General features: G+C 45.0%; 26 protein-coding genes, 1 tRNA gene and 2 pseudogenes. 15 read left to right on the top strand and 14 right to left on the bottom strand.

Going from position 1 to position 25,327, the window contains the following annotated elements; translation table 11 throughout:
- Positions 1-70 precede the first annotated feature (70 nt).
- The gene (locus tag CHRO_RS08150; protein ID WP_015153727.1) at positions 71-1,972 is read left to right on the top strand and encodes a cellulase family glycosylhydrolase; all 1,902 of its coding nucleotides are present in this window, start codon (positions 71-73) and stop codon (positions 1,970-1,972) included.
- 137 nt (positions 1,973-2,109) lie between these two features.
- Positions 2,110-2,295, top strand: a complete 186-nt coding sequence (locus CHRO_RS08145) for a hypothetical protein (protein WP_015153726.1) — start codon at positions 2,110-2,112, stop codon at positions 2,293-2,295.
- Between the two features lie 112 nt (positions 2,296-2,407).
- Here the strand turns inward: CHRO_RS08145 and CHRO_RS08140 are convergent, their stop codons facing one another.
- Positions 2,408-2,947, bottom strand: a complete 540-nt coding sequence (locus CHRO_RS08140) for a YIP1 family protein (protein WP_015153725.1) — start codon at positions 2,945-2,947, stop codon at positions 2,408-2,410.
- A 98-nt stretch (positions 2,948-3,045) separates the two neighbouring features.
- Between CHRO_RS08140 and CHRO_RS08135 the strand changes: the two genes are divergently transcribed.
- The 3 genes from CHRO_RS08135 (at position 3,046) to CHRO_RS08125 (ending at position 5,258) form a co-directional block, all read left to right on the top strand.
- The gene (locus tag CHRO_RS08135; protein ID WP_342669332.1) at positions 3,046-4,116 is read left to right on the top strand and encodes a hypothetical protein; all 1,071 of its coding nucleotides are present in this window, start codon (positions 3,046-3,048) and stop codon (positions 4,114-4,116) included.
- A complete protein-coding gene (locus tag CHRO_RS08130) occupies positions 4,117-4,551 on the top strand; it encodes a YidH family protein (protein ID WP_015153723.1) in 435 nt (144 codons plus the stop codon).
- Positions 4,552-4,682: 131 nt separating this feature from the next.
- Complete coding sequence (locus CHRO_RS08125) at positions 4,683-5,258, top strand: methyltransferase family protein (protein ID WP_015153722.1); 576 nt, start codon at positions 4,683-4,685, stop codon at positions 5,256-5,258.
- A 52-nt stretch (positions 5,259-5,310) separates the two neighbouring features.
- On the opposite strand, the pseudogene CHRO_RS30340 reads toward CHRO_RS08125, so the two are convergent.
- A pseudogene (locus CHRO_RS30340) lies at positions 5,311-5,406 on the bottom strand (type II toxin-antitoxin system PemK/MazF family toxin); the annotation flags it as partial.
- A complete protein-coding gene (locus CHRO_RS08120; RefSeq protein ID WP_015153720.1) occupies positions 5,387-5,572 on the bottom strand; it encodes a hypothetical protein in 186 nt (61 codons plus the stop codon). The gene CHRO_RS08120 and the pseudogene CHRO_RS30340, both read right to left, overlap by 20 nt.
- A gap of 224 nt (positions 5,573-5,796) precedes the next feature.
- Here CHRO_RS08120 and CHRO_RS08115 point away from each other — a divergent pair, with 224 nt between their 5' ends.
- Positions 5,797-6,453: an AzlC family ABC transporter permease gene (locus CHRO_RS08115; protein WP_015153719.1), complete on the top strand. Its 657-nt coding sequence runs from the start codon at positions 5,797-5,799 to the stop codon at positions 6,451-6,453.
- Positions 6,454-6,557: 104 nt separating this feature from the next.
- Positions 6,558-6,854, top strand: coding sequence for an AzlD domain-containing protein (locus CHRO_RS08110; RefSeq protein ID WP_015153718.1), 297 nt, complete (start codon positions 6,558-6,560; stop codon positions 6,852-6,854).
- Positions 6,855-6,882: 28 nt separating this feature from the next.
- Here CHRO_RS08110 and CHRO_RS08105 read toward each other — a convergent pair whose 3' ends face one another.
- Entirely contained in the window at positions 6,883-8,541 is a 1,659-nt protein-coding gene (locus tag CHRO_RS08105; RefSeq protein ID WP_015153717.1) for an ABC transporter substrate-binding protein, read from the bottom strand.
- 111 nt (positions 8,542-8,652) lie between these two features.
- Positions 8,653-9,669 (bottom strand): sulfate/molybdate ABC transporter ATP-binding protein, encoded by a 1,017-nt coding sequence (locus CHRO_RS08100; RefSeq protein ID WP_015153716.1) that lies wholly within the window; start codon positions 9,667-9,669, stop codon positions 8,653-8,655.
- 348 nt (positions 9,670-10,017) lie between these two features.
- Between CHRO_RS08100 and psb34 the strand changes: the two genes are divergently transcribed.
- The 4 genes from psb34 to CHRO_RS08085 all read left to right on the top strand — a co-directional run bounded on the left by psb34 (position 10,018) and on the right by CHRO_RS08085 (position 12,523).
- Entirely contained in the window at positions 10,018-10,188 is a 171-nt protein-coding gene (gene psb34 / locus CHRO_RS31845) for a photosystem II assembly protein Psb34 (RefSeq protein WP_015153715.1), read from the top strand.
- A 95-nt stretch (positions 10,189-10,283) separates the two neighbouring features.
- A complete protein-coding gene (locus CHRO_RS31840) occupies positions 10,284-10,457 on the top strand; it encodes a hypothetical protein (protein WP_181824298.1) in 174 nt (57 codons plus the stop codon).
- Between the two features lie 9 nt (positions 10,458-10,466).
- Positions 10,467-11,972 (top strand): thymidylate synthase, encoded by a 1,506-nt coding sequence (locus CHRO_RS08090; RefSeq protein ID WP_015153714.1) that lies wholly within the window; start codon positions 10,467-10,469, stop codon positions 11,970-11,972.
- Positions 11,969-12,523 carry a deoxycytidylate deaminase gene (locus CHRO_RS08085; protein ID WP_015153713.1) on the top strand — a complete coding sequence of 185 codons (555 nt, stop codon included), beginning with the start codon at positions 11,969-11,971 and terminating at the stop codon, positions 12,521-12,523. The genes CHRO_RS08090 and CHRO_RS08085 overlap by 4 nt, the downstream gene beginning before the upstream one ends.
- Before the next feature lie 105 nt (positions 12,524-12,628).
- Here CHRO_RS08085 and CHRO_RS08080 read toward each other — a convergent pair.
- From CHRO_RS08080 to CHRO_RS08075, 3 genes are all read right to left on the bottom strand, one after another.
- Positions 12,629-12,702 (bottom strand) — tRNA-Arg (locus CHRO_RS08080).
- A 102-nt stretch (positions 12,703-12,804) separates the two neighbouring features.
- The gene (locus CHRO_RS33720; protein ID WP_281168631.1) at positions 12,805-12,939 is read right to left on the bottom strand and encodes a hypothetical protein; all 135 of its coding nucleotides are present in this window, start codon (positions 12,937-12,939) and stop codon (positions 12,805-12,807) included.
- 10 nt (positions 12,940-12,949) lie between these two features.
- Complete coding sequence (locus tag CHRO_RS08075) at positions 12,950-14,053, bottom strand: tocopherol cyclase family protein (RefSeq protein ID WP_015153712.1); 1,104 nt, start codon at positions 14,051-14,053, stop codon at positions 12,950-12,952.
- A 76-nt stretch (positions 14,054-14,129) separates the two neighbouring features.
- On the opposite strand from CHRO_RS08075, the gene CHRO_RS08070 reads away from it, so the two are divergent.
- A complete protein-coding gene (locus CHRO_RS08070) occupies positions 14,130-15,509 on the top strand; it encodes a WD40 domain-containing protein (RefSeq protein ID WP_015153711.1) in 1,380 nt (459 codons plus the stop codon).
- 133 nt (positions 15,510-15,642) lie between these two features.
- On the opposite strand, the pseudogene CHRO_RS34730 reads toward CHRO_RS08070, so the two are convergent.
- The 4 genes and pseudogenes from CHRO_RS34730 to CHRO_RS08055 form a co-directional block, all read right to left on the bottom strand.
- Positions 15,643-15,813: pseudogene (locus tag CHRO_RS34730) on the bottom strand (GNAT family N-acetyltransferase); the annotation flags it as partial.
- A gap of 18 nt (positions 15,814-15,831) precedes the next feature.
- Positions 15,832-16,209 (bottom strand): GNAT family N-acetyltransferase, encoded by a 378-nt coding sequence (locus tag CHRO_RS08065; RefSeq protein ID WP_199755581.1) that lies wholly within the window; start codon positions 16,207-16,209, stop codon positions 15,832-15,834.
- 110 nt (positions 16,210-16,319) lie between these two features.
- The gene (locus tag CHRO_RS34725) at positions 16,320-16,916 is read right to left on the bottom strand and encodes a transposase (RefSeq protein WP_015153710.1); all 597 of its coding nucleotides are present in this window, start codon (positions 16,914-16,916) and stop codon (positions 16,320-16,322) included.
- Between the two features lie 93 nt (positions 16,917-17,009).
- A complete protein-coding gene (locus CHRO_RS08055) occupies positions 17,010-20,996 on the bottom strand; it encodes a magnesium chelatase subunit H (protein ID WP_015153709.1) in 3,987 nt (1,328 codons plus the stop codon).
- Positions 20,997-21,452: 456 nt separating this feature from the next.
- Here CHRO_RS08055 and CHRO_RS08050 point away from each other — a divergent pair, with 456 nt between their 5' ends.
- Positions 21,453-22,793 (top strand): glycosyltransferase family protein, encoded by a 1,341-nt coding sequence (locus CHRO_RS08050; protein ID WP_015153708.1) that lies wholly within the window; start codon positions 21,453-21,455, stop codon positions 22,791-22,793.
- A gap of 53 nt (positions 22,794-22,846) precedes the next feature.
- Here the strand turns inward: CHRO_RS08050 and CHRO_RS08045 are convergent, their stop codons facing one another.
- A complete protein-coding gene (locus CHRO_RS08045) occupies positions 22,847-23,230 on the bottom strand; it encodes a hypothetical protein (RefSeq protein ID WP_015153707.1) in 384 nt (127 codons plus the stop codon).
- 445 nt (positions 23,231-23,675) lie between these two features.
- Here CHRO_RS08045 and CHRO_RS08040 point away from each other — a divergent pair, with 445 nt between their 5' ends.
- A complete protein-coding gene (locus CHRO_RS08040) occupies positions 23,676-24,320 on the top strand; it encodes a M23 family metallopeptidase (RefSeq protein ID WP_015153706.1) in 645 nt (214 codons plus the stop codon).
- Between the two features lie 144 nt (positions 24,321-24,464).
- Positions 24,465-24,788, top strand: coding sequence for a 30S ribosomal protein S6 (gene rpsF / locus CHRO_RS08035; protein WP_015153705.1), 324 nt, complete (start codon positions 24,465-24,467; stop codon positions 24,786-24,788).
- A 128-nt stretch (positions 24,789-24,916) separates the two neighbouring features.
- On the opposite strand, the gene CHRO_RS08030 is transcribed toward rpsF, so the two are convergent.
- Entirely contained in the window at positions 24,917-25,222 is a 306-nt protein-coding gene (locus CHRO_RS08030; protein WP_015153704.1) for an STAS domain-containing protein, read from the bottom strand.
- Between the last annotated feature and the right edge of the window lie 105 nt (positions 25,223-25,327).

Raw genomic sequence — 25,327 nt, 5'->3', positions numbered from 1 at the left:
AGACGCAAAAGATTAGCCTTAGCGCCTTCGTGTCTTTGCGCGAGCGCTTTTCCAGAGGATAGGTAACGCCATGAGAAAAATTTCTTTTACACTTATATCGGTTTTGGCGTTCCTCTGCATAGTTTTTATTGGATTTTCTCCAGCAGCAAGTGCAAAAGAATTTACTGTTAGAGGTACGAAAATTTTTGCTCCTAACGGACAGCCGTTTGTAATGAAAGGAGCAAATATTGGCATTTGGACAGATCAATCGAGTGCCAAAGATGTGAAATATATCAAAAATATCTGGAAGTTTAATACCGTCAGACTATCATTAGTACTGAAACCAGGTAGCGATCCGAATTGGTTTGTCACCGATAAGCTAATAGATAAATACGTCAAAGCCTATGCTGGCAGTAATCCCAGAACAGTAATTATGCTTGAATGTCACGACCATTCAGGTAGTTTTTATACTGAAGATTCCAATCCATCCTTACAAGATTTACGTAATTTTTGGCGCAAAATTGCCACTCGTTATAAAAATAATCCCTATGTCTGGTTCAACATTATGAACGAACCAGGGGGAACAAATAAAGTCGAAAAATATTGGTATGACATGCACAAACTGCTAATCCAAGATATACGCAAAGCAGGTGCAAATAATATTATTGTAGTTGATGGTTACAACTTTGGTTCTGAAGACGGCAACGGCACGACCAAAGCTAACTTTATTAAAGACTCTACCAGTGCGTTTTTAACTTACGGACAACAACTTTTAAAAACCGATCCGAGAAGAAGAGTTGTCTTTAGCCTGCATACTTATGTTAATTGGAATTGGAATTTAAATAAACTCGATAATTTTGTCGATCGCGTCCAGAAAAAAGGATTGGCAATGATTATTGGCGAGTATGCTGCCACTACAGGCAATTCACAAGCAGATTTAGACGTGACGGAAGCCGCCCGTATATCTTTGGCAGTGGCAAAAAAGCGTGGCATTGGCAGACTCGTATGGCATTATTGGGCATGGGATTGGAACGCACTAGCAACGTCCGATACGGGTGGGGCGAGTGGCGATAGTGTTAATAAAACAAATGGCAGTCGCCCGACGAATTTAACTTGGTTGGGCGAACAAGTGTGGGACGATTCCCATAATCTCTCCGAACCGAAACGAGGAATTGAACTGAATCGTTTTGCTTGGAAAGCAAGTAGTTCGGGAGGAAATGCCGCAGCTGCAATTGACAATGACTTTCGGACGCAATTTGCGATCGCCAATGCAAGTTCTAGTAATTGGTTTGCTGTCGATCTGGGTTCGTCGCAGTCGTTCAATAGAATCGTGATGGATTCTCGCAAAGCCGCTAGTAGTTTTTTACGAGACTATCAGGTCTATGTCTCTAATACGGCAAAGTCAAAAGGAAAGTTGGTTGCCAGTGTCAAAGGAAATGCAATGGCACGAATGCAAGTGTCTTTTCCGACGCAAAAAGCTAGGTATATCAGAATTGTCCCTCAAAGATTTGCGAAAAAGTCAAAGCCCGATTGGTCGTTTGCCGAATTTTTAGTTTATCGTGCTGGAACTGAAAGAACGGTTGTGGGCAAAAATGAATTAAATTCGCGTAACTGGCAAGCCTCAGCCAGCCGCAAAGGTACTTGGGATCGAGAAGCGCCAGATATGGCAATCGATCGCAATTCAGATACGCGCTATACCAGTGGAGATGCGATCGCAAATGGCGATTGGTTTCAAGTCGATATGCGATCGCCCCAAACAGTTAGAGAGATCGTCATGAATGCAGGATCTTCAGGAGACGATTACTTGACAAGATTTGAGGTTTATGTAGGTAACAATCCCAACCAATTTGGCAAACCAGTATATCAAGGTCTAGGTTCTCCCGTGACGAGGATCGGCTTAAATTCTCCTGTGAGAGGTCGCTATATTCGCGTTGTCAACAAACAAGAGAAAAAAGCTTGGTGGTCGATCCACGATTTTCGGGTGCAGGCGTAAGCTTTATGGCTTTCTATCGAAATTGCGATCGCAGTGTTCTACTTCAATTGCGATCGCAGTGTTCTACTTCAATTGCGATCGCAATATAGAGACAAACTCGATACAATTTTTGAAAAGGCGAGTTCAAGTTAGGAATTATGTACTCAGATGCAGACCGTCCAGCAAACAACGATGCTTCTAATGAGGAAATTCCCATTTTGCGGCGACAGTCAATCCACCCAGACAGTCTCAAGTTCATGGATATGGCAAAAGAGTTACTCGACAGCCCAGAAATTAAACAAGCAATCTCAGACGAACGACAGGAAAAAACCCAGGAACAGTGAGCCGGGAGCCGGGAGCCGGGAGCCGGGGAAGAGAGAGTCGCCCAGCTGAGGGAGAATTACTCCTGACTCCTGACTCCTAATTTTTGACTTTTAACTTTTGACTTTTGACTTCTCAAGCGATCGCTCTGACTAGACCGATTGTCATTTGAAGCGGTATCCAACCGATTAAACAGATTGCGATCGCCCAACCAGGGGAAATATCTAGACCTTGGCGGACTGCTACAATTGCCGCTAGCAAACTCCACACGGCTAGAATTCGCTCAATTGGTTGACCCAATAGAGGAATCAGGGTTAAAAAGTTGAGAGCTTGGGGGGCGTAAGCCAAGCCTAGAGGAATCATCAGCGCTCGATAAGTTACGTGATTTGGTTTAAACCAGTCACCAATTTTCCAAATCGTCAAAGTCCAAAAGTAGTAGCCGATGACGACACCGATCCCACTGCCCAAGAGCCTCAAAATTAACAACGGTAGGGGAATTCGGTTGATTAAAAAAATCACAGCACTACCAAGCGAGTAGGAGATGGCTGCAAGAACAACCACTATTTGGGCGAAGCGGCGGTTTTTCGCGTTGATCGGAATATGTTCGTAAAAATTAGGGTCTAAAGTTAGTGCTTCCCGTAGTAAACTCCAAAGATTGCTATTTCGATCGCGCACTTTAAATTCCTTGAAAAGTGAGTAGTGAATGGTTAATGGTCATTCGCAACTACCAACTACCAACTACCAACTACCAATTACCAATTCCAATCGATCTTATGGTGAGGTTTGTCAATTGGCTGCGGAGCGGAAGCTTAAGACTGCTAGTTCTAGCGGGAATTATACTTTTGATTTGGGGCATGTTCTCACCCGTGGGAACTTTGGTTTGGTGGCTATCTCAAGAAGTGGAGAGTTTGGGGCTAAAACCAAAGCCAGATAAGCAATTGCGATTGAGTGGCAGTTCAAATTCTCAGGCGCAGTCGGCAAATATAAATTGTTACATTGTCTTTTTAACAGGTGTGGGAGATTTTTCTGCTAACCAGCTATTACCTGGGGAAGAAGTCTTTCTCAACCGTCTCGAACAAGCGCATCCTAACTGCGTTACCGTACGCGATGTCTTTCCCTATTCAGCCGCAAATGAAAGTTTGGGGGGAGAGCGCTTTTTAGCTCCCTTGTGGCGTTTTGCAGACGAGGCTAAAGGTTGGTATGGTGTGGCGGATGTATTAATAAAAATTCGCAACCTCTGGCGTTTTGCGATTTCTGCCGACGATCGCTATGGAAAAGTCTATAACTTGGGGATTGCTAACGCGATCGTTGACCGGATGCAAGCAGCTCACCCCTTATCCCAAACCTCTCAGCAACCAATTAAGATTCTATTGATGGGGACGAGTGGTGGCGCTCAAGTTGCCCTTGCCGCAACTCCATATCTCGCTCGATGGCTGCCAAACACTCAAATTGCAGTTGTCTCGATTGGAGGTGTGTTTGGTGGCACAGATGGTTTTAACACGGCTGACCAGATTTATCATTTACAAGGTCAACGAGACTGGGTAGAGGATATTGGCAGAATTATTTTTCCCTCTCGCTGGATTGGAACGGTAGGTTCGCCGTTTAATCAGGCTGTCAGGCAGGGTCGTTATACGGTACATTCGAGCGGACCGCACGAACATGATGGTGCAGAAGGCTATTTTGGTATGGAGATAGTTGGCGAGAAAGGCATGAAATATGTAGATTTAACGCTACAAAAGGTGAATCAGTTGCCGATTTGGTCGCAAGAGAAAAGCAGTGTTAAATATATCTCGGTCAGAAGTTACGCAGTCGATTCCCCAACTCCCCTTCAATTGGGAATCTGAATGAAAAATAGCACGAACAGAAAATCGGAAATCGATCGCCAACGGGAACATCAAGCCAACGAGCGGACTTTCTTAGCTTGGTTGCGGACTGCGATCGCTTTAATTGGTTTTGGGTTTGCGATCGCTCGATTCGGTCTATTTCTGCGCCAACTTCAAACAGCCGTGACTCAACAACCTACGGTTGCCGATCGCAATTTAGTTAGCTCCGAGAATTTGGGGGTTAGCCTAGTTATAGTTGGTATCTTCACGATTGCCTTAGCAGCTTGGCGATATAACCGAGTTTTTGGGCAAATTGAAAGCGGTAACTATCGCCCCAACCGTTTAGTAATTTGGCTTTTGGCAGTCATTATGATGGCTCTGGGAACTATGAGTATTCCGCTAATTCTGGGTCGTTCTGCACCATCTCCACCTACATCTGAGCGCGATCGAAATTGATTCGCAGGCGATCGAGAAGACACAATCGAGCTTTTAATAATTACTTGATTTTCTGCATCTTAAGCGTCGGAGTTACGCCAGGAAAATATAGTAGTTCTAGATGATTTATTTCTGTATTTAGAAAAGTCAGTATGACAATTACAACTGTCTCGGCATACCTCTTGATTGCTTGCTACTTTGTGATGGAGCGTTCGTTGAGAAAAGGTGAACAGGCACTCAAGCTCAAACCAGGACTAGCTGATGCAGGCAGTTCTCAAGTGCTGTGGAGCAGTGGCACGATCGGTATTTTGCTGGTCATTACTGCGCCTATCTTAAATACTTATGAAGTCGGATACTGGAGCCATGCAAATGTTGGCTGGCTGGGATTAACACTGATGCTTGGTGGATTAGCAATGCGATATTGGGCTGCTAAAACGCTGGGTGAGTTTTATACAAGGACATTACAGGTTATCGAAGGGCAGAAAATTGTAAATCAAGCTCCGTACAACGTTATTCGCCATCCTGGATATCTTGGAACATTACTGATGGAGATAGGCGCGGGATTAGCCGTTACGAATTGGGTTGTGTTGATAGCTATTGTAGTTATCGGAATTACGTCCCGAGCTTACCGAATTGGTGTAGAAGAGAAGATGCTAGAAGCAAGTTTTGGAGAAGAATACAAGATATATGCAGACAAAACTTGGAAATTAGTTCCGTTTCTGTATTAAAGCTATAGCCAGCGGTATTTCACCTATAGATTGTGGCAAACGAGAGTTCAAAGGGGGTAGGATCGTAGCGAGACACAATGATGACAGGGCGCGTCTTGGCTGCAAGTCCTAAATCAGCTAGCCACACCTCACCTGGTTTTAGGTTCATCAATCAAATCCAACACTTCTTGTTCAACTGCTTTAGAACGAAGAATACCTAAAGCGTCTTGGTCTGCCAGTTCAATAATCTCCACCAGATATTGTCTCACCTGATGAGCAATATTAAGTTGCCATTGGCGCAGTTTTATGTCGAGTCCTCGGACTAAAGCATCCATTTCAAGTTCTCACGACAGGATACGATATTTGATTCTATAGTTAATATGTCAACCAGTAGGCTAATACTGCATGAGAGCAGGCAGGCGAAAATCTCGTGCTTCGTTTCAAGGTATTTGCCACCACTGAAACACGCTGTTACTGAATAAATCTAGAGCAAGATCGTTCAAGACTGAATTTGCCCCCACTAACTAAACTAATGCTGTAGCGGATTCGAGAACGGTCAATGCATGAGTTTTTGAAAGGCATTCATCGCGCCTTGGGGGTGGGAGTTGGCTATTTCCCTGTAGCGATGAGTTTTGGGGCGCTGGCAACTGGGATAGGTGTATCCACGCCAGCAGCAGTTACGATGTCTATTTGGGTTTATGCTGGTGCTGCCCAATTTGCCGCTTTGGAAGGAGTCAAGCAAGATTTATTCTGGGTAAGTATCGTGCTGACGATGCTGTTGATTAATTTGCGGCATATTCCGATGAGTCTGGCTAGCGATCGCATTTTCAACTCTTTTGGGCTAGGACAGCGATTATTCCTGGCTCACGGGCTTACAGATGAGGCTTTTGCTCTAGATATTACTAGCAAACCGCGATCGCATTTCTACTATTTCGGCATCCATATTCTATGTTGGTTGAGTTGGATCTCTGGAACTTGGTTGGGATGTCAAATCGGGGCAAAGTTACCCGTACAGTGGCTGAGTTTTGCTTTGCCGAGTTTGTTTATCTGTCTTTTAGTCGATAGTATTGGCGATCGCCTCAGTCGAGAGTGGATTGTAGTGGCGATCGGTGTTGGTTTGGTACTGGTAACTCAAGGTTGGGGAACTTTGGGTTTTTTATTGTCGATTGTAGGGGTGACTTGCTTGGCTGTAGTGTTGCCTAAAATTTATCGGTAGCTGCAAAAATTCTTTTTTATGTCACGTAAAGACGCGAAGGCGCAAAGCAACTTCTCGTAAGAGTAGATGCAAAGTTAAGAACGCTAAGAAAGGGTGAAGTTCAGATGCATGTTTGGTGGATTATTTTATTGGCTGGTTTGGGGACTTTCTTGATGCGGAGTGTCGGTATTTGGGTAAGGACACGGCTGCAAGCGGGTTGGTTGGATAAAGTTGGTTTTGCGGTAATTTTAGTAATGGCTACTAGTAGCGTAGCCGATCTAGGACAGTCAACTGTAGAAATTTGGGGGGCGATCGCTGCAAGTATAGTTGTTGTAGTTGCGAGTATTTATAAGCTACCGCTTCTCCTACGTATCGCCTTTGGTTGTCTTGTCTTTGGCGCGATCGCTAGCCTACGATTGTAGAGACGTTCCATGAAACGTCTCTACAGATCTATCCTTTTTTTATCTGCCACAAGGGAAGTTTCAAAATTGGGTCGATTTGTACGCCTTGAAGTCCTTTTTGAGCAAAAACGTAGTCTTTATTTTGAACTAGAGGAATAATCGGCACGTCTTGGGCGATCGCATCTTGAATTTCGCCAAAGATTTTTGCCCGCGCTTGCGGGTCTTGTGCTTGGCGCTGTTGGGCAATTAACTTGTTCATGCGATCGCTGTAGTAGAACGAACCTTGGCTTTGACTGGCACCATTCTCGCAACCGCTAGCATCGCCTTTGGGACAACTCAAAAATGGTTGAATGTAGTTATCGGGATCGCCAAAGTCGGGATACCAATCTTGTAGAATTGCCTGATATGCTCCTTTGGCTTGGTTGGCGAAAAAGGTAGCTGATTCTTCTGGCTGCGGCTGGATTTGAATGATTCCTTCGAGTTTCTGCGCTGCGTATCCCCTCAGAGTACCAGCTATTTGTTCCCGAATCAGGGAATACCCAGGATAAACGACTTGTAATTTCAAGGGGTTCTCTTTGGTGTATCCCGCTTTGGCTAGTAAGGCTTTTGCTTTCTCTACATTGCCATCGCCATAAGCCGATTGAAACACGGGTTTATAACTGTCGAAGGTATCGGGCAGCATACTGTAGAGTGGTTGCGCCTGATTTTGGTAAACTCGTTGTATCAGTAGGGGACGATCTATCATAGAGGCGATCGCCTGTCTCACCTCCAACTGGTCTAAAGGCTTTTGCTTGACGTTCAAAATCATGTGGGTGACAGTATTGCTTTTTTCTTCAATTGCCTGCCATCCTTTTGATGTTGCTTGCTGTTTTAAACTCTCTACCTGTTGCGGATCGAAGGTTTGATAGGCAATATCTACTGCACCCGTACGGAAAGAATTGTATAAATTTGCCGCATTCGAGAGAATTTGAAAGTCAATACCTTGATTTGTCGGTTTTGCGCCCCAATATTTATCAAATGCATCCATCCGTACCAAATTCGGTGTAAACTGCCTTAACTGATAGGGTCCCGTGCCAACAAATTTTGTCGGTAAAAATTTGCCGCTACCAATTTGATAGGCTTTGGGAGAGACGGCGCACATCCCAGGAAAAGCTAAGACTGAAGGGAATGCCGCAAAAGAGTTTTTTAATTTAATTGTTATTTGGTCATTTCCTGTCGCCGCTACAGAACTCACCACATCTGACAACAACGCACTCGGTTTACCACCATTTTTAATAAACCGATTCAGGGAAAACGCCATCGCTTCGGCGTTGAAAGGCGTACCGTCGTGAAAAACGACTCCTGTACGGATGGGAATCGTATAAGTTAACCCATCTTGACTGACTTTAGGTAAAGCTGTAGCTAGCTGGGGTTCTAGTTCTCCCGTACCTAGTTTGTAAGTGTAGAGGCGATCGCACAAACTAGTAGTAATGTTAGTGCCTGTCAACTCGTAATTATCTGCGGGATCGATCGTTCTCGGTCTTAACGTTGTCCCCACAGTAATGCGACTGTTACCCCCACCACCACCACCACCAGTAGCAGGCGTTGTTGTTTGTGCTGGCGGACGAGAAGTATTACAACTGACGATCAGCAAGCAGCATAGACTCAGCAGACTGAAGAATTTTCCCCACGACCAAAATTGTCGGCGCGATAAACCAAACCAGTTCATATTTTTTATTGTTTTCGATTTAGCCAGTAGAGAGTGACTGGTGGCTAGTGACTAGAAAAAAGTCTAGCTACTAGCCACTAGATACTAGCCACTTACAAATGACCAATGACATTAAATCGAATAGTATAGCGGAAAAGATTTCGCTTCTTTGGGTTTGACATAAACCTTTTGCTGCGGTTCGAGTTGCAGCTGGTCGAAGCGATCGCGTGTTAAGTGCGCCATGACGACTTGTCCGTCGTCTAAAGTTAACTCTGCCTGAATTTCCCAGCCCAGATGAATAATCCGACTGACTCTTGCAGGGACACTCGTAGCGTTAGGTTCTGTCTCGATCGCCACATCTTGGGGACGTAAGAAGATTTCTGGATGGGCAGAATCAAACCCGCTACCCTGAAATATTTTCGCCGTACTCGGTAACACGTTCACAGGACCGATGAAACTCATCACGAATGCTGTAGCGGGACGATCGTAAATTTGGGCTGGCGTTCCTACCTGTTCGACTTTACCTTTATTCATCACGACAATTTCGTCGGCAACTTCCATCGCCTCTTCTTGGTCGTGGGTGACAAATACTGTCGTAACGTGGACTTCATCGTGGAGGCGGCGCAACCAGGCGCGTAAATCTTTCCGCACTTTGGCATCTAGCGCCCCGAAGGGTTCGTCTAGTAACAAAACTTTTGGTTCTACCGCTAGCGCCCGCGCCAGGGCGACTCTTTGTCTCTGTCCGCCTGAAAGTTGCGAAGGATAGCGATCGCCCAATCCTTTTAATTGTACTAACTCTAATAATTCTTCTACCCGCCCTTTAACTTTCCCTTTGGTGGCTTTGCGAATTTCCATCCCAAAGGCGACGTTTTGGCGTACCGTCATGTGTTTGAACAAAGCGTAGTGCTGAAATACAAACCCAATATTCCGATCCTGTACGCTCTGATTGGTCGCATCTTTACCCGTCAGCAAGATTTTACCGCTATCCGGCATCTCCAACCCCGCAATCAGACGTAAAAGCGTAGACTTACCCGATCCTGACGGACCCAACAAAGCGACTAATGAACCACTTTCAATCTCTAAACTGACGTTTTCGACAGCGATAAAACTGCCGAACTGTTTCGTGACGTTTTCTACAACAATACCCATTTTGACTGAGGTAGGGGCTAGGGGCTGGAGGCTAAGGAATCAGTTGTCAGCATTCGACAATAACTTATCCCTCTAATTTCCAGTTTATCGGTGGGATTACAGTAGATATATACCATAGATTAGCAGCTCTTGTCTGCCAAAACTGAGTTAGTCAACACATTACAACAATTCTTTTGTCTGTTGGTAATGGGTAATGGGTAATGGGTAATGGGTAGTTGGTAGTTGCTCGCCGAGCGATAAGTTCTACTTTTGTGTACTATTTATTTTTTATTTGTCAAGTCATCTTGCTTTTTTGTAACAAAAGCGTTACATTAGTTTACAAGAAGTAACAAACAAGCAATAAGCGATATGTACACAACTATCAACGAAGACGGTATCATCAACAACTACGCCACTGAGCCAGAAATGTATTATTCTGAATACCCATCCCCAGAACAGCAGAGTCGCTATGCTTTTCAGGGTGCGATCGCTGGTGTATTTGTCATGGCTATAGTATTAGTTGCTCTAGTTGCTAGCTAAGTTTTTTAATTTCAAGATTTAAGTTCGATAACAGTAGCTCCCATCGGCATTTAATTCCTCCTCTTGCACCTCGGCTTTTGAGTCGAGGTTTTTTGTTGCCCAGCAGCTTTATTTGTGAAGTTGTGCTAGCTACTGGCGTAGATATGGATGTGGGTTATTTTGCTACACAGAACGAATTGGTAGCGATCGCCGATGACGAATGTAAAAAGATACGAGTAACTGGCAATTTTGTTTCAGGTTTAGGTATTCTACAAGAGTTACTTTTGTGATGTAAGCCTGTGACAGTCACCGATTCTACAAAACAGTACCATTACAGACCTTCGCATAAACCAAACCAGCTATTATATGGCACTGGACAAGTTGCAGTAGTGACTGGTTGGACTGTCAAACAGGCGATCGCCAAGCATTTGCAACAGAGCGAATATGCAGTCATCGGACAGTTATACTCGCCAACGCGGGGAATTAACTTGCTGATCCGCAATTTACTCGCCAATCCTCACGTTCGTTTCTTAGTTGTTCTCAACGCTACTAAAGAAGATAGAAACTCAGGGGGTACGAAGTGCTTGTTAGATTTTTTCGAGCATGGCTTTGCAGCAGGGTCAAGCGATACGGGAAAGCACTGCTGGATGATTCGTTCCTCCATTTCTGGGTATATCGATATGGAAGTCGATGCTTTTGCATTGGAACAGTTACGGCAAAATCTTGTAGTTAAGGAAGTGTTTTCGATTACTGAAGCAGTCGAGCAGACGCGCAATTTTGTTGCTGTGACTCAACAACAAGAAATACAGCCTTGGGGTGTGCCTTTAGAATTTCCTATAGAGAGTGTAGTTCCTACAGTTTTACCTGGGACTCGTTACGGACATCGAATTGAAGGAAAAACAATTGCTGAAACTTGGGTGAAAATTATTCACCGAATCAAAACAACAGGAACAATTCGACCTACTGGCTACGATGGGCAATGGCAGGAATTGATCGATCTGATGGCAATTGTCACCGACGAACCAGAGGGTTTCTATTTTCCCGAACCAAATTATCTACCATGCGATCGCGCTTTTATTCAAGAATATCTTTCGCAGATTTTAGACGACCAGCCCTATAGAGAAGGGGTGAAATATACTTACGGTCAAAGATTGCGATCGCATTTTGGTCGAGATCAAGTCGAGCAGGTGATTCAAAAGCTGATTGGAGAGATCGATGCTGCTAGTGCCGTCATGACACTATGGGATGTGAAAGACCATGAAAAAGGTGGTAGCCCATGTTTAAATCATATTTGGGTGAGAGTTGTCGAGCAAGAAATATCATTAACAGCGACGTTACGCAGTAACGATATGTTCTCGGCATGGGCTGCAAACGCTATGGGATTGAGAGCATTACAACAGCATATTCGAGATGAAATTGCCGCTCGTTCTAGTTACGATTTACGCATGGGACCGCTGATTACAATGAGCCAATCAGCCCACATATATGACGATACTTGGGAAAACGTAGATCGACTGATTAAGCAGCAGTATGCGGTAATTTCTAAACAATTAGACTACAACGATCCATGTGGAAACTTCCTAATTGAAGTTACAGATGGTGAGATAGTTGTTACCCAAACAACACCTGGTAACGGTGAGGTTGTTGCTTGCTATTCTGGAAAAAATCCCTTGAAGCTCTTAAGAGAAATTTGTGCTGCTTCTCCTTCTATTCGTCCAGATCACTCTGGATATTTAGGAATGGAGTTGCAAAAGGCATCCGAGTGTTTGAAAACAGGAAAGTTATATAACCAGGACGGAAAATGACAGCTAGCGATGACCAAAGACCAACATGGAATGAGTACTTTTTAATGTTGGCTAAACTAGCAGCTACTCGTTCAACTTGCCTTGCTTTTCCAGTTGGCGCGGTAATTGTTAAAAACAAGCAGGTTGTAGCAACAGGTTATAACGGTTCGCCGTCTGGTTCGGCTCATTGTACTGCTCAAGGATACTGCTATCCAGGGTTGAGCAGTTGTGACGCTAGTAAGAGCCTACCATCACGGGCTGTACACGCTGAAGCAAATGCGATCGCCCAAGCTGCCAAACACGGTACATCTACTGATGGGGCGAGTATTTATGTCACCCTAGAACCTTGTCTATCTTGTTTAAAGTTAATTATTTCAGCTGGGATTAAAGAAGTTTTTTATGAAACTTCCTTTAATGGTCGAGAAAATGCTGTAGTTAGAGATTCTTTTGTCACGGAAGGATTAGTTACTTTGGCACAAATTCATTTATCTGAAGCAACACAGGAAAAAGCTGCTTTATTCCTGCTCAAGCCTACATCTATTGCTAGGTATGAAAACACTTATATTAGCTAGTTTTGTGAATTATGGCACTTTGAACACGCGATTACAAGCGTCGAGCGTTTGTCATTCAGGCAAACAGCTTTCCCTGCTGACATAGCTGTAAGGCTTGAATTTTGACGGGACTGGCGCGTCTCGAACGCGCGACCTAGCGCTTAGGAGGCGCTCGCTCTATCCAACTGAGCTACAGCCCCAATCCTTTGCGATCATAGCATCAGAAGTCAGAAGTCAGAATTCAAAAGTCAAAAGTCAAAAGTCAAAAGTCAGAAGTCGGGTGAGTAACTGGTGGCTTGGAATTACCCCCTTGTCCCCCTTGTCCCCCTTGTCCCCCTTCGCCCCCTAATCCCCACTCCCTTCGGTCGTGGGGTCCCCGAGTTCCCCCTTGTCCCCCTTGTCCCCCTTGTCCCCCTTGTCCCCCTTGTCCCCCTCACTCCTCACTCCTCATTGCTGCCACGCACTATCCCACGGGTTACCACCGATTTCTAAGCCACAGACTGAACTTGTAGCCTCCAGGATCGATTTCTTGCCACCACGACAAGAATAGAGTTGTAAACTCACTTGCCCGCGCATCGTATCCTTACAGCAGAAAACTAGCCCGTTCTGGGTGGGCGCACGTAGGGGAGTGCCAGGTAAATCTGTCGTCCCCGTTAAAACAACTTCGTAGTCAGCATTTCTCGCCTGCATTTGCCAGCAACCCCAGGGCTGGATGTTCCATGTTACCTCGGAGTTCCAAGGGACGAATTCGTAAAATTTACCCCGATAATGCAAGCCTACCATTGCTACAGATTCCATCCACCACAACACCCCACGCCTACCACCGCCAGCAGTTAAAGCTAAGTCGGGTTCGTCGTCAAAACTATTGCAATTCAGCCAAAACCATCTTTGGGGAAAAGCACCGCCCCAATTCTTTTCGCTATAGGCTGGGGCGTTGGTAAACTCGTAGCGCTTGCCGTACCAATCGATCCAACCCGTAGCTAAACCGTGCGCCATCAAGATTTGCCAGCCAGGTTCAAATATTTGTAACGAAGACAGCCAACCAGCCGTAGATTGCTGTATTCTACCGCGATCGCCCCATCCATAAATCGGTTGGATCTCGTACTGCCAGCGGCAATCACCATTATTGGCGGGATCGCGGATAATGCCTTGGTTCCAAGTCGCAGTTGCTTGATAACCCTGTTGGATGTGGCGATCGAATTCGTCAGGAGAAAGCCATTTTGCTTGAGTCTCTAAGTCTGTTTGTCCCCAATGTCCTAAAGCAAGTTGAGTCGGACTCGCCCAAAAGCGTTTTACATCGGGATAAGTCCGCCATAAATATTTATCGTCGGGACCGAGAATCTGGGCTGCGCCGCCACTATGGGTTTTACCACCGATAGGGTCTTCGATGGAGTACATGAAAGCGAAGGTTTCGCCAGTAGGCAAGGTAACGCGATAGTACCAGCCTTCAAAAAAACGGCGATCGCTACCATCCCAGTGATAACCACTATGAGGAGTTTGTGTTGAGGGAGTTTGTGTTGAGAAAGAAAAATTTTTGGGAATACTAACCATGACCGGATTTGTAAGTCCTATTCCAGTATGAGCGATCGCCTCATGCTATTGACGCAAGAAAGTTATCGCCATTGAGATGAGTCAAGTCGAAACCTATTACCAAATACTAGGACTAAAACCTGGTGCAACTGCTGCTGAGGTGAAGCACGCCTATCGTACCTTGGCAAAAACTTGGCATCCCGATTTATTTCCCGATCGCTCCCAATTAAAGCAGCAAGCCGAAGAAGAAATCAAAAAAATTAACGAGGCGTACCAGCAACTCAAATGGCAACAGCCACACGCGAGTAGAGTAGCTACGGTTACAGGAACTTACTCAACCTACAAATCTTGCGCCGAGACTTATTTTAAGCGAGGAATGGAGAACGCGAGACGAGGTAGATATATTGTGGCGATCGAGGATTTTACGCAAGCGATTCGTCTCCAACCTAACTTTGCAGCTGCTTATAAATATCGCGGACTCGCCTGCGCCCGACTGGGATACAAACATCGGGCAGACTCTGATTTTAAAATTGCCCTAGAACTGGAACCAAAACCCAAAACACCTAAGCCATCGCCTACAGCATCGCCTCAGACTCGCTGGAAATGCGTCAACACCCTCATTGGACATACGAACTGGGTATTTGCCGTGGCGATTAGTCCAGGCGGACAAACTCTAGTCAGTGCTAGTGCGGATACAACAATTAAAATTTGGGATTTAGCGACAGGAAAATTATTAAAGACTCTGATCGGACATACAGCATGGGTACGATCTATTGCTATCAGTCCCGATGGCAAATGGTTAATTAGCGGTAGCGACGATCGCACGATTAAGATTTGGCGGCTAGATACGGGAGAATTACTACATACATTAATCGGACATTCCGATCCAGTTTGGTCGATTGCGATCGCGCCTGATGGGACAAAGTTGGCTAGTCATGGTAAAAACAAGACAATTCACTTTTGGGATTTAACCACAGGACAAAGATTAGATACTCGCGTCGGTCAAGCAAACTCAGCCTATTCTGTTGCTTTCAGTCCTGACGGTCAAACTTTAGCGATCGGCAGTTGTAATAAAACCATTGAGATTTGGCATTTAGGCATGGAACAACTGCTGCACGTCCTTAAAGGACATTCAAGTTGGGTGAATTCGATTTCCTACAGTCCTGACGGGCAGTTTTTGACCAGTGCTAGCTATGACAAGACGATTAAGTTATGGCGATTGGGTACGGCTAAACCTTTTTCTGCTGTGACGTGGCATCACAGTTATGTAGGATTTGTGGTATTCAGTCCCGACGGGCAGACTTTAGCGAGCCGAGGAGATAATACGATTAAGTTATGGTATCCCAGTACGGGAAAACAATTATGTTCGCTTCAGGGACATACCGATTGGGTGAATGGGGTTGCTTTCAATTCGCAAGGGAACGTACTAGCTAGTTGCAGTCGGGATATGACAATTAAAATTTGGCAGTTGGACTAAGGTGCTTGGAGAATGTAGCGATATTTCTACAAAAATTAGGCTGATTTCAATTGTGTTCTAGTTCAGAAATAGTACGTCCTAATTCCTTCGCAGTCTCGATCCACTCTTGCATAATAATTTCTACATTGACCTCCTAACTCTTTACCCAATCTTCAAGCGTTAAAGCCCAACGTTCACGATCGCGCCATCCTCCGTTGATTTTTAGGTATCGTCGAGAGAAGCCCTCTTTCGTGAAACCTAGCCGCTTTACCAAATTAATTGATGCTCTGTTTTCAGGCTGGATATTGGTTTCAACTCGATGTAAATTAAGTGTATCAAAAGCCTAATCAATCGCTAAATGTACGCCCTCTAACATCAATCCCTGACCTGCAAAATCTACATCAACATAATTACCAAGATAAGCATTTTGAAATGCTCGATAGAAGATTTGACTGAAATTTGCTACTCCAATAATTTTACGGTCGGTTAAATGGCAAATCAGTAAACCTTCAAAGTTTTCATTTTGGCAACGATTAATATAGTTTTTACACTCCTGCTCATTAAGTGGAGGAAAAGCCCAAGGGAAATGAAACTCCTTGCTTCTTTGGTGAAAGGATAGCAATTCTTGACAATCTGCTTCAGTTGGTTTTCTAATAAAAACAAGAAATGTAGAGACGTTGCCTGCAACGTCTCTACATTTCTTGGAGCAATTTTGTTTCAATTTTATTATACCATTTCACTAAAACTATGCTACAGAAGATCCCCCCTAGCCCCCCTTGATAAGGGGGGTTGGGGGGATCTCTTTTGTCGTAGTCAATGAGTAAATTGGTATTACATCCACAAACTAGAAGGATTGTTCTTGTCTTCTTTCCATTTTGTAGGATTATTAACAATATATTCTCGAATTTTATCTAGAGAACCATCTGCACGAATGATGCGATCGTAGAATCTTGGTTGCCAAGTAAAGTTATCGTAACCATTTTTCCTACACCATTGAGTAACAGCAGATTTATAAGACTGCAAAATTGCACTCAAGGAGCCAGATTTTGGCGAAATCATTGACATTGTTGTAAAAAAATTGCAATCATCAAGATCGTTCGATATGTCTGTAGAGACGTTGCATGCAACGTCTCTACATGTTGTTGAAACAACATATGGTTTATCTATAATAATAATCCCATGTACGTGATTAGGCATCACAACATAAGCATCAATATATGTATGTTTAAAATGCTGAGGAATTTCTACCCAAAATTTCTCAGCTATTTGCCCGATCGCAGATAAATGTATCTGTGTATTGACTATATCGCCGAAAAAGCAGGTGCGATCGCCCGTACATATCGTGATGAAATATAGTCCATTTGCCGCATAATCTCGATTTGATAATCGTGTAGATTCAATGCGATATTTATTTTTGAATAAAGTCATATCGGTTTAGGCATATATGTAGAGACGTTGCATGCAACGTCTCTACACCCGATGCAACGTCTCTACACGGTTATAACCTAATGAACCTACGATCTATTCAATCCCTTCGATCCGGTCTTCTACCTCCTGATACAACTCGCGTAGCAGATCCAAATTGTTCTCATCAGTATCCCAATAACCGCGCCCATTTGCTTCTAATAAAGTAGAAACCATCTTGCGGAAGGAATGAGGATTTAAATTTAACAACCGCTGACGCATGGCTTCATCTTTAATGAACGTGTCGTTAGCATCTTCGTAGATCCAATTATCGACAGCACCCGCAGTCGCACTCCAACCCATTGTATTAACTAACCGCTTGGAAAGTTCCCGCACGCCTTCGTAACCATGAGACAACATTCCTTCATACCACTTGGGATTTAACAACTTGGTACGGGAATCTAAACGCACGGTTTCTGATAAAGTACGGACTTGAGCGTTAGCTGTAGTTGTATCTGCCATGTAGGAAGTAGGCATCTTACCATCATTCCGCAGACTTGCCACAACTTTTGTCGGATCTGAGTCGTAGTAGTGGGAGACATCCGTTAAACTAATCTCGGAAGAATCGAGATTTTGGAATGTCACTTCAGCAGTTTTCAGGGTAGTTTCAAAAATCTGCCGCGACTGTTCCATCGTCCCTGGATTATCGGCACTGAAAGCAAAGGATTTGCGCTTGAGATACATTTCCTGTAACTCAGCTTCACTGTCCCAAGTGCTGTTCTCCACTGCCAAATTAATATTGGACGAGTAGGAACCGGAAGCATTAGAAAATACGCGGGTTGCAGCTTGGCGCAAGTTAATCCCCATATCCTCAGCTTGCTTTAAGGCGTGTTTGCGAACAAAATTCATTTCTACAGGTTCGTCCGCTTCCGCCGCCATTTTCACCGCTTGATCTAGCAGGTTCATTTGGTTGATGAACAAATCGCGGAAAACACCGGAACAATTGATGACAACATCGATTCTGGGTCGTCCCAACTCTTCTAAAGGAATCAATTCCAACTTGTTCACCCGTCCTAAAGCATCGGGAACCGGACGCACGCCGACCATCCACATAATTTGCGCTAGGGATTCGCCGTAAGTTTTGATATTATCGGTTCCCCAGAGGACGCAGGCAATGGTTTCAGGGAATTTTCCACCATTTTCTGCCTTATTGCGGTCTAACAAGCGGTCTACGACGATTTTCGCCGATCGCACCGCTGCCATTGTTGGAATTGCTTGCGGGTCGAGGGCATGAATATTCTTACCTGTAGGCAACACATCGGGGTTGCGGATCGGGTCGCCACCAGGACCAGGTAAAATGTATTCGCCTTCCAATCCCCGTAACAAAGCCCCCAGTTCGTTATCCGCACAAACTTGTTGCAGGCAGAATTCTAAGTATTCAAACAGGGGTTTGAGGGCATTCGGATCGACTTTGGCGTAACCTGCTTGATGCAAAGCTTCTACCCAAGGTTCCTTTTTACCCATGTTGAAGAAATTGAGCTTAGAAACTAGGGAAACTCTTCCTTCTGCGTCGGTTTGTGCCTGTACCAAAGCGCTAACGGCGGCGCGGGAGGCAAGGGTGATGTCTTGTAATAATTGCACGTCTTCCAAGACACCGCGATCGCTATTGTGATAAATTTCGTCAATATCCCGCCCGACGCTATTGGCAATAATCCGAGGTAAACTTTGGATCTCTTCTTCAGCCCGATCCAACCCAGCAATATTAACCAAAGTTGCGATCGCTTCCTCTGCTGAAGGCGGCTTCCCAATAACGTGCAACCCGCAAGGCAACAACCGCGACTCAATTTCCATCAACTTGCGATACACCAAGCCAACAATATTATCTCGCTCCTCAGCAGTCATATCTTTGGCATCTTGCTGGGGCAAGTTAATATCTTGGTCTAAATTTACCATCCGGCACTTATCCATGATGGTGTTGACAATGGGGATACCGCGACCGGAATCTTTTAAAGTTTGATAAGAACCAATTAGTTCGCTTAATTCCTTCAAACCCTTGTACAATCCAGCATTTTCGGCTGGTGGTGTCAAGTAGGAAATCGTCTCGGCGTAGCTGCGGCGTTTGGCAATTGTGGCTTCACTGGGGTTATTTGCTGCGTAATAGTACAAGTTGGGAATCATGCCAATTAAATTATCTGGGTAGCAGTCACCCGACATCCCCATTTGCTTTCCTGGCATGAATTCCAAGGAACCGTGCGTCCCGAAGTGCAACACCGCATCAGCTTGCCAAATTTGCTCTAAATATGTGTAGTAAGCCGCAAAACCGTGATGGGGACTGGCAGAACGAGAGAACAACAACCGCATCGGGTCGCCTTCATAGCCGAATGTCGGCTGTACGCCAATAAAAACATTACCGAATTGCTTGCCGTATACCAAAAGGTTCTGCCCGTCGCTGTTGAGATGCCCTGGTGGTGGTCCCCAGTTTTCCTCTAATTTTTGCGAATAGGGAGTCAGTGCTTCGTATTCCGGTACGGACATCCGGTAAGCAACATTGAGTTCGGGGCTGCTGTACTGCGCTTGGGCATCGTGGATCACCTGTTCCATCAACTCTTTGGGCGACTCTGGCAAATCCTGCACGTCGTAGCCGTTATTTCGCAGGGCTTGCATCACCTCGTAAATGGAACCGAATACATCCAAGTAGGCGGCTGTCCCCACATTACCTTTATCAGGCGGGAAACTGAAAACGGTAATCGCCACTTTTTTGTCAAGTTTCGGCTTGCGGCGCAGGTTTGCCCATTTCATCGCACGTTGGGCAACGGCTTCAATTCGGTCTTGCAGGGCGATCGCTTTACCTGTCGCACCGTCTCGACCTGATAGTATAATCGGCTCGATCGCCCCATCCAATTCTGGAATGGCAATTTGTAGTGCCACTTGAATTGGGTGCAAGCCTAGATCGCTATCTTGCCACTCCTCCGTCGTCTGAAACACTAAAGGCAGGGCAACCATGTAAGGGCGGTTCAGCCGCTTCAGTGCTTCAATTGCTTTGGGATGATCCTGTCGTGCAGGTCCTCCTACCAAGGCAAAACCCGTTAGGGAGATCGCCGTATCTACGATCGGATTTTTACTAACTGGATCGTAGAAATAAGCATCGACGGGCTTGGAAAAGTCCAAACCACCCGCAAACACAGGAACCACTCGCGCCCCCATTGCTTCGAGTTCCTGCACGATTGCTACGTAATGGGCATCATCCCCCGTTACTAGGTGGGTGCGTTGCAGTACGAGTCCCACGCAAGGCGCAAGCGGGTCTTTTAGGTCGCTAGAGATATCTTGGCGGCTGTTGTGCCAGTTGAGGTATTCCTTGACATCCTCAAACATAGTGGTTGACAAAGGATGCCAAATACCCATGTCGGGATAAACTACGGGTTCCCGGTATTGTAGAGACGTGGCGTGCAACGTCTCTACACCATTCAACACGTATTTATCCGCCAACATCAGCAAGAAATTTTGCAGGTTTTCTGGCGACCCCCCCAACCAATACTGAAAACTCAACATGAAGTTACGCGCATCTTGGGCTTTGTCGATGGGCAAATACTTCAGTACCTTGGGCAAGGTTTGGAGTAGCTTCAGCATCCCGTCTTGGAAAGAAGCCCCAGATTTTTCTTTACGCTTGCGCATGAATTGGGCGATCGCGCTTTTGGATTGTCCCAACTGCGCCATCGAGAAGCTACCCATTTTATTGAGGCGCATCACCTCTGGCATTGAGGGGAAGACAACAGCCACATCCAAGCGATCGCGGTATGGTTCTACTGCCGCTACCACCTTTTGCGCCAAGTCTTCAATAAAAATCAGTGAGGCGATGAAGATGTCGGCACTTTGGATATCGCGCTTGAACTCCTCGTAGTTTTCAGGGTCTCGGAGTTCTTCGATCAGATAGCCGCTAATTTCGATCGCCAAATTCGGATTGCTTTGGTTAATTTGGCGTACCGCTTGCGATAAGGCGCTCTGATACTGGGACTCTAGCACGACATAGACCACCTTGATTAAAGCACGTTCTGCCAGGTTGTCGGGCGTAATGTGTCGGATGGTGGACTTGACGTGTGTGAACATTCGGTAAGGCTCCTTTGATGCGTGTTCTTCTGTCTGTAGGGATCTCTGGCAATGAACGTAGGACACCAGATACACACTTTCCTAATGTCCCACTTGTACCTCTACGCAGTAAGTTCGACGATCTCTACAGATTGTGAACTGGTCGCGTTACAGTCGAAAAACCGAACTGCGATCGGCGTAGAAAATACACGGCACATGAGTTTTTTTTATCAGAAAGTGCCTACCAAAAGTTAGATTCAGGCTGTAACTGACACAATTTGATAAAAATTTCGTAACTTTTCGTTACGTTTGTTAATTTTGCCTGAAGTGGCTAATCATTAGGATTTTGACTAATCTTTGCAAAAATTTAATAAATAAAATTTAAATTTATGCTGTTAAATTTTCGTTTTATGATAAGCATGAAAGTCTGAAAAATTAAAAACAAGGGTATGAAAAGGTACAAATGACCAATGACAAATGACAAATAACATCGATATATTGGTTTTGTCTAATGGTCCTGGGGAAGTCACAACCTGGGTGCGTCCCGTCGTGCAAGCTTTGCGCCAGAAACTAGCAGACGATCGCGATCGCGTCAGAATTTCGGTAGTGCTTTCTCCTTGTCCGAATGCTAGTGGCAAAGAAGCCGCGATCGCCCAATCTTACCCAGAAGTCGATAGAGTGCAAGCAGCGAAGCATTTCTGGCAATTTTTGCTCTGGGGCAAAACCGCAGACAACTGGGATTGGAGAACTCGCGGTGTTGTGGTGTTTTTAGGTGGAGATCAATTATTTTCTGCGATCGTCGGCAAGCGTCTCGGTTATCGTACCGTAATTTATGCCGAGTGGGAGACGCGCTGGCATAGTTGGATCGATCGCTTTGCCGTCATGAAACCAGACTTAATCGATAGCGCTCCATCAAAACATACCCACAAGTTTACGGTAGTAGGGGATTTGATGGCAGAAGCCTCTGGAGGAGTGAGGAGTGAGGAGCGAGGAGTGAGGAGTGAGCAGGGGAGCAGGGGAGCAGGGGAAGCAGGAGAGAATAACTACCAACTACCAACTACCAACTACCAATTACCAATTACCCATGACCAATCCAAAATTGAATTAATTGGTTTATTACCAGGCTCTAAAGCTGCGAAACTGTCACAGGGAGTACCGTTGATGCTGGCGATCGCCGAATACATTCATACACAACGACCGCAGACCCGCTTTGTCATTCCCGTCGCACCTACTTTAGACGTGCAAACCTTGGCTGAGTTTGCCAACCGTGAAAAAAATCCAATTATTCCTTTAGTAGAAGGTTCCACAGCCGAACTGATTCCTCACCCCTCACCCCTACTAAAAACAGCTAGCGGCTTAGTAGTAGAATTGTGGACGCGATCGCCAGCTTACGATCTGTTATCTCAATGTTGTTTATGCTTGACAACCGTAGGCGCAAATACAGCCGAACTAGGCTCTCTAGGCGTGCCAATGATTGTTTTGTTACCAACTCAGCAACTAGACGCGATGCGGGCTTGGGATGGTATCCCTGGGGTACTCGTAAATTTACCTTTAATAGGAACGAGTATGGCAAAAGTAATAAACTGGTTAGTATTGCAGCGATTGGGCTTGCGATCGTGGCCCAACATCTGGGCAAAATCGGAAATTGTGCCAGAACTGGTTGGTAAACTCCAACCTCAGACTGTAGCAGAACTCGTACTCGACTATCTACAGCATCCTGAAAAACTAGAAGAAATGCGCTCCAAATTACGCAGCGTGCGCGGACAAACAGGAGCCGCCGCTAAAATTGCTCAAATTGTTTATGAAGAACTTAAGTAAACTAGGGGAATCGGGAGTCAGAAGCTACCGCTCACCTGGTCACTGGTCACTGGTCACTGTTCCCTACCATCTCGTCGTCCTAACTCGTAGACTCCGCAGCTAACGCAGGCAAGTATACCCATACTAATTGCCCAACTCCGACCTAAGCTCAGTTCGATGCCGTAATTACACAAACTGCCAAAAATCAAAAAAGGCACAATGCTGAATAACGAAGCGTAAAAAGCATTCTGAGATTCTCTCGCTATGCGGGTTTTTTCAAATTCTGCTCGATTTATGTAAAGCGATTGCTCGGCAAAATTAAACCAGCGTTGGAGTTGGTGTATTATCCAGTCGCCTATGCCTGAAAAAGCTAAATATAACGCCAGCGACCACAAACTAGCTCCAGCGATCGCAGTAGCATCTAAATTGAGAGTAAACGGCAACATTTCTGTCAGCATGAGGTAAGAGCGTCTGGCGATCGAGATTTAATTCATTAATTTAAAAATTCTAACGATAAATTTACACATTCGCGAGTGGTTCTGCACAGTTCGCCGATCGCTAACTCAGAGAAGATGCGTCCTTCCGTAGATTTACCCTTGCTATGGCAAGATAAATCGTGTTAAGTTTTTGCAGGATTTTCAGCAAATTGTGAAAAATCTGATTATTCACATTGTTAGCGAACCTAAATCTATAGCGAACTTAAATATAAATTTCAGATAGAGGCAACACCAGTTCGACCTCAACAGTCTACTCAAACTAATCAGTCAGTAATATTCGGAATTTTTTCTTCTCCACTAGTCAGTTGCCAGTATTTTATTTAAGTTATATGAATCAAGTTGCGATCGCTCGAATTCTGCTAATGCCCGTGGTGTCAAACCAGTACCCAGATCTAGGAGTCAAAGCATGAAGCAATTTCAACTTCTGAGGTCTCAAAAACTGGGTTTTACTGTTTCCAAAAAAAGTTTGCTGCTGGTTGCACTCAGTCTTGCCAGCTTACCCCTACTAGCATGGCATCAAAAAAAGGTAACAGCAGAGGAAGTAGCACAAAACAAAATTGCCACTGGTAATCTTTGGCGCAAAGCATCCTTTCCAGTCGAAAATTTCCAATACTATAGTTCGCCTTTCGGTTACCGTCGCTCTCCTACTGGCGGTTCGGGCTTGGAATTTCACAGTGGTTTAGATTTAGTAGCACCTCAAGGTAGTTACGTCCGCAGTTGGTGGACTGGCACAATAGTCAAGGTTGCCGATCGCGATGCCTGCGGTACGCACGTTATTATTCGTTCTGGAGCTTGGGATCACATTTACTGTCACATGCAAGGACAGGTCGGCACTCAAGGCAAAAACCGCTACATGATCGATCGCGAAGGCGGAATTGTCCTTTGGGAAGGGCAAACAATACCCGCTGGAGCTAGAATCGGTCGTGTCGGTATGACAGGACGCACTACAGGACCTCACCTACATTGGGGTTTGAAATACGCTAACAATTACATCGACCCCGCTTTAGTCCTGCGGGTCATGTACGCTCAGCAAAAAGATGGGCAGTCTTAATAGTCATTTGCTAGCATCTGCCGACCAATTACCAATTACCAATTACCAATTACCACTCATCAACTGATATAATGATGAATCCTTGCTGCTCGTCAAAAAACGGAGAGCAGCCTTTTTGTCCAAAAGGAGATTACTGAGCGTACCATGCCATCAGCCTACGAAACAATGTACATTTTGCGTCCCGACCTGGGAGAGGAACAGATCGAACAGGCGATCGCTAAATATGAAAACTTCCTCAAAGACCAGGGAGCTACTAACCTACAAATTCAGCTGCGCGGTAAGCGCCGTCTTGCCTACGAGATTGGCAGACAGCGCGAAGGCGTTTACGTTCAAATGAACTATGAAGCACCAGGGACAGCTATAGCTCCGATGGAAAGGGCAATGCGCTTGAGCGAAGAAGTCATTCGCTACCTGACGCTTAAGTCAGAAGAACCAACAGCCACTCCTGAAGCCGCAGCAGTGGAATAAAGCTATCGTAAAATTAAAACAAGAAGGGTGGGCAATGCCCACCCTTTTTCATTTTTCAAAACTCTCAATTTCAGGCGATCGCCAACTAACGCATTAGAGCAGGTGAATTAACAGTTGTTAGCACCTCATCATAAGCTATCAAAAATTTCAAATACAGAATCCAGTTGTGTTAGTTCTAATACTAGCCTTACGGAAGCTTGCACATTACATAGGACTAGACGGCAACCGATTTGTCTTGCAGATTTCAACCCACTAACCAAGGAAACTAAGCCAGCACTATCCATGAAATCAACTTGGGCTAGATCGATCACCCAGAGAGCTTGCTTTTGAGGCAATAGCCTAGCCAATTGAGTTTCTAAGGCACTACCACCATTTTCGTCTAGGCGTTCTGGTGGCTGAAGCAAAATTAGTTGAAATTCTTGTGTACTCATCATTATTGCCGATTTATCAGTGCATACAATAGGGTTTTAGACAAGCCAGTTATTGTGAATTTATATATAAACCCGAATCAACTGGCACAAATTGTCGATTGTCTGAAG

Source organism: Chroococcidiopsis thermalis PCC 7203 (assembly GCF_000317125.1).
Lineage (GTDB): Bacteria > Cyanobacteriota > Cyanobacteriia > Cyanobacteriales > Chroococcidiopsidaceae > Chroococcidiopsis > Chroococcidiopsis thermalis.
Note: the sequence above shows the minus strand (reverse complement) of the source record. Positions and strands in the feature narration are given on the sequence as shown.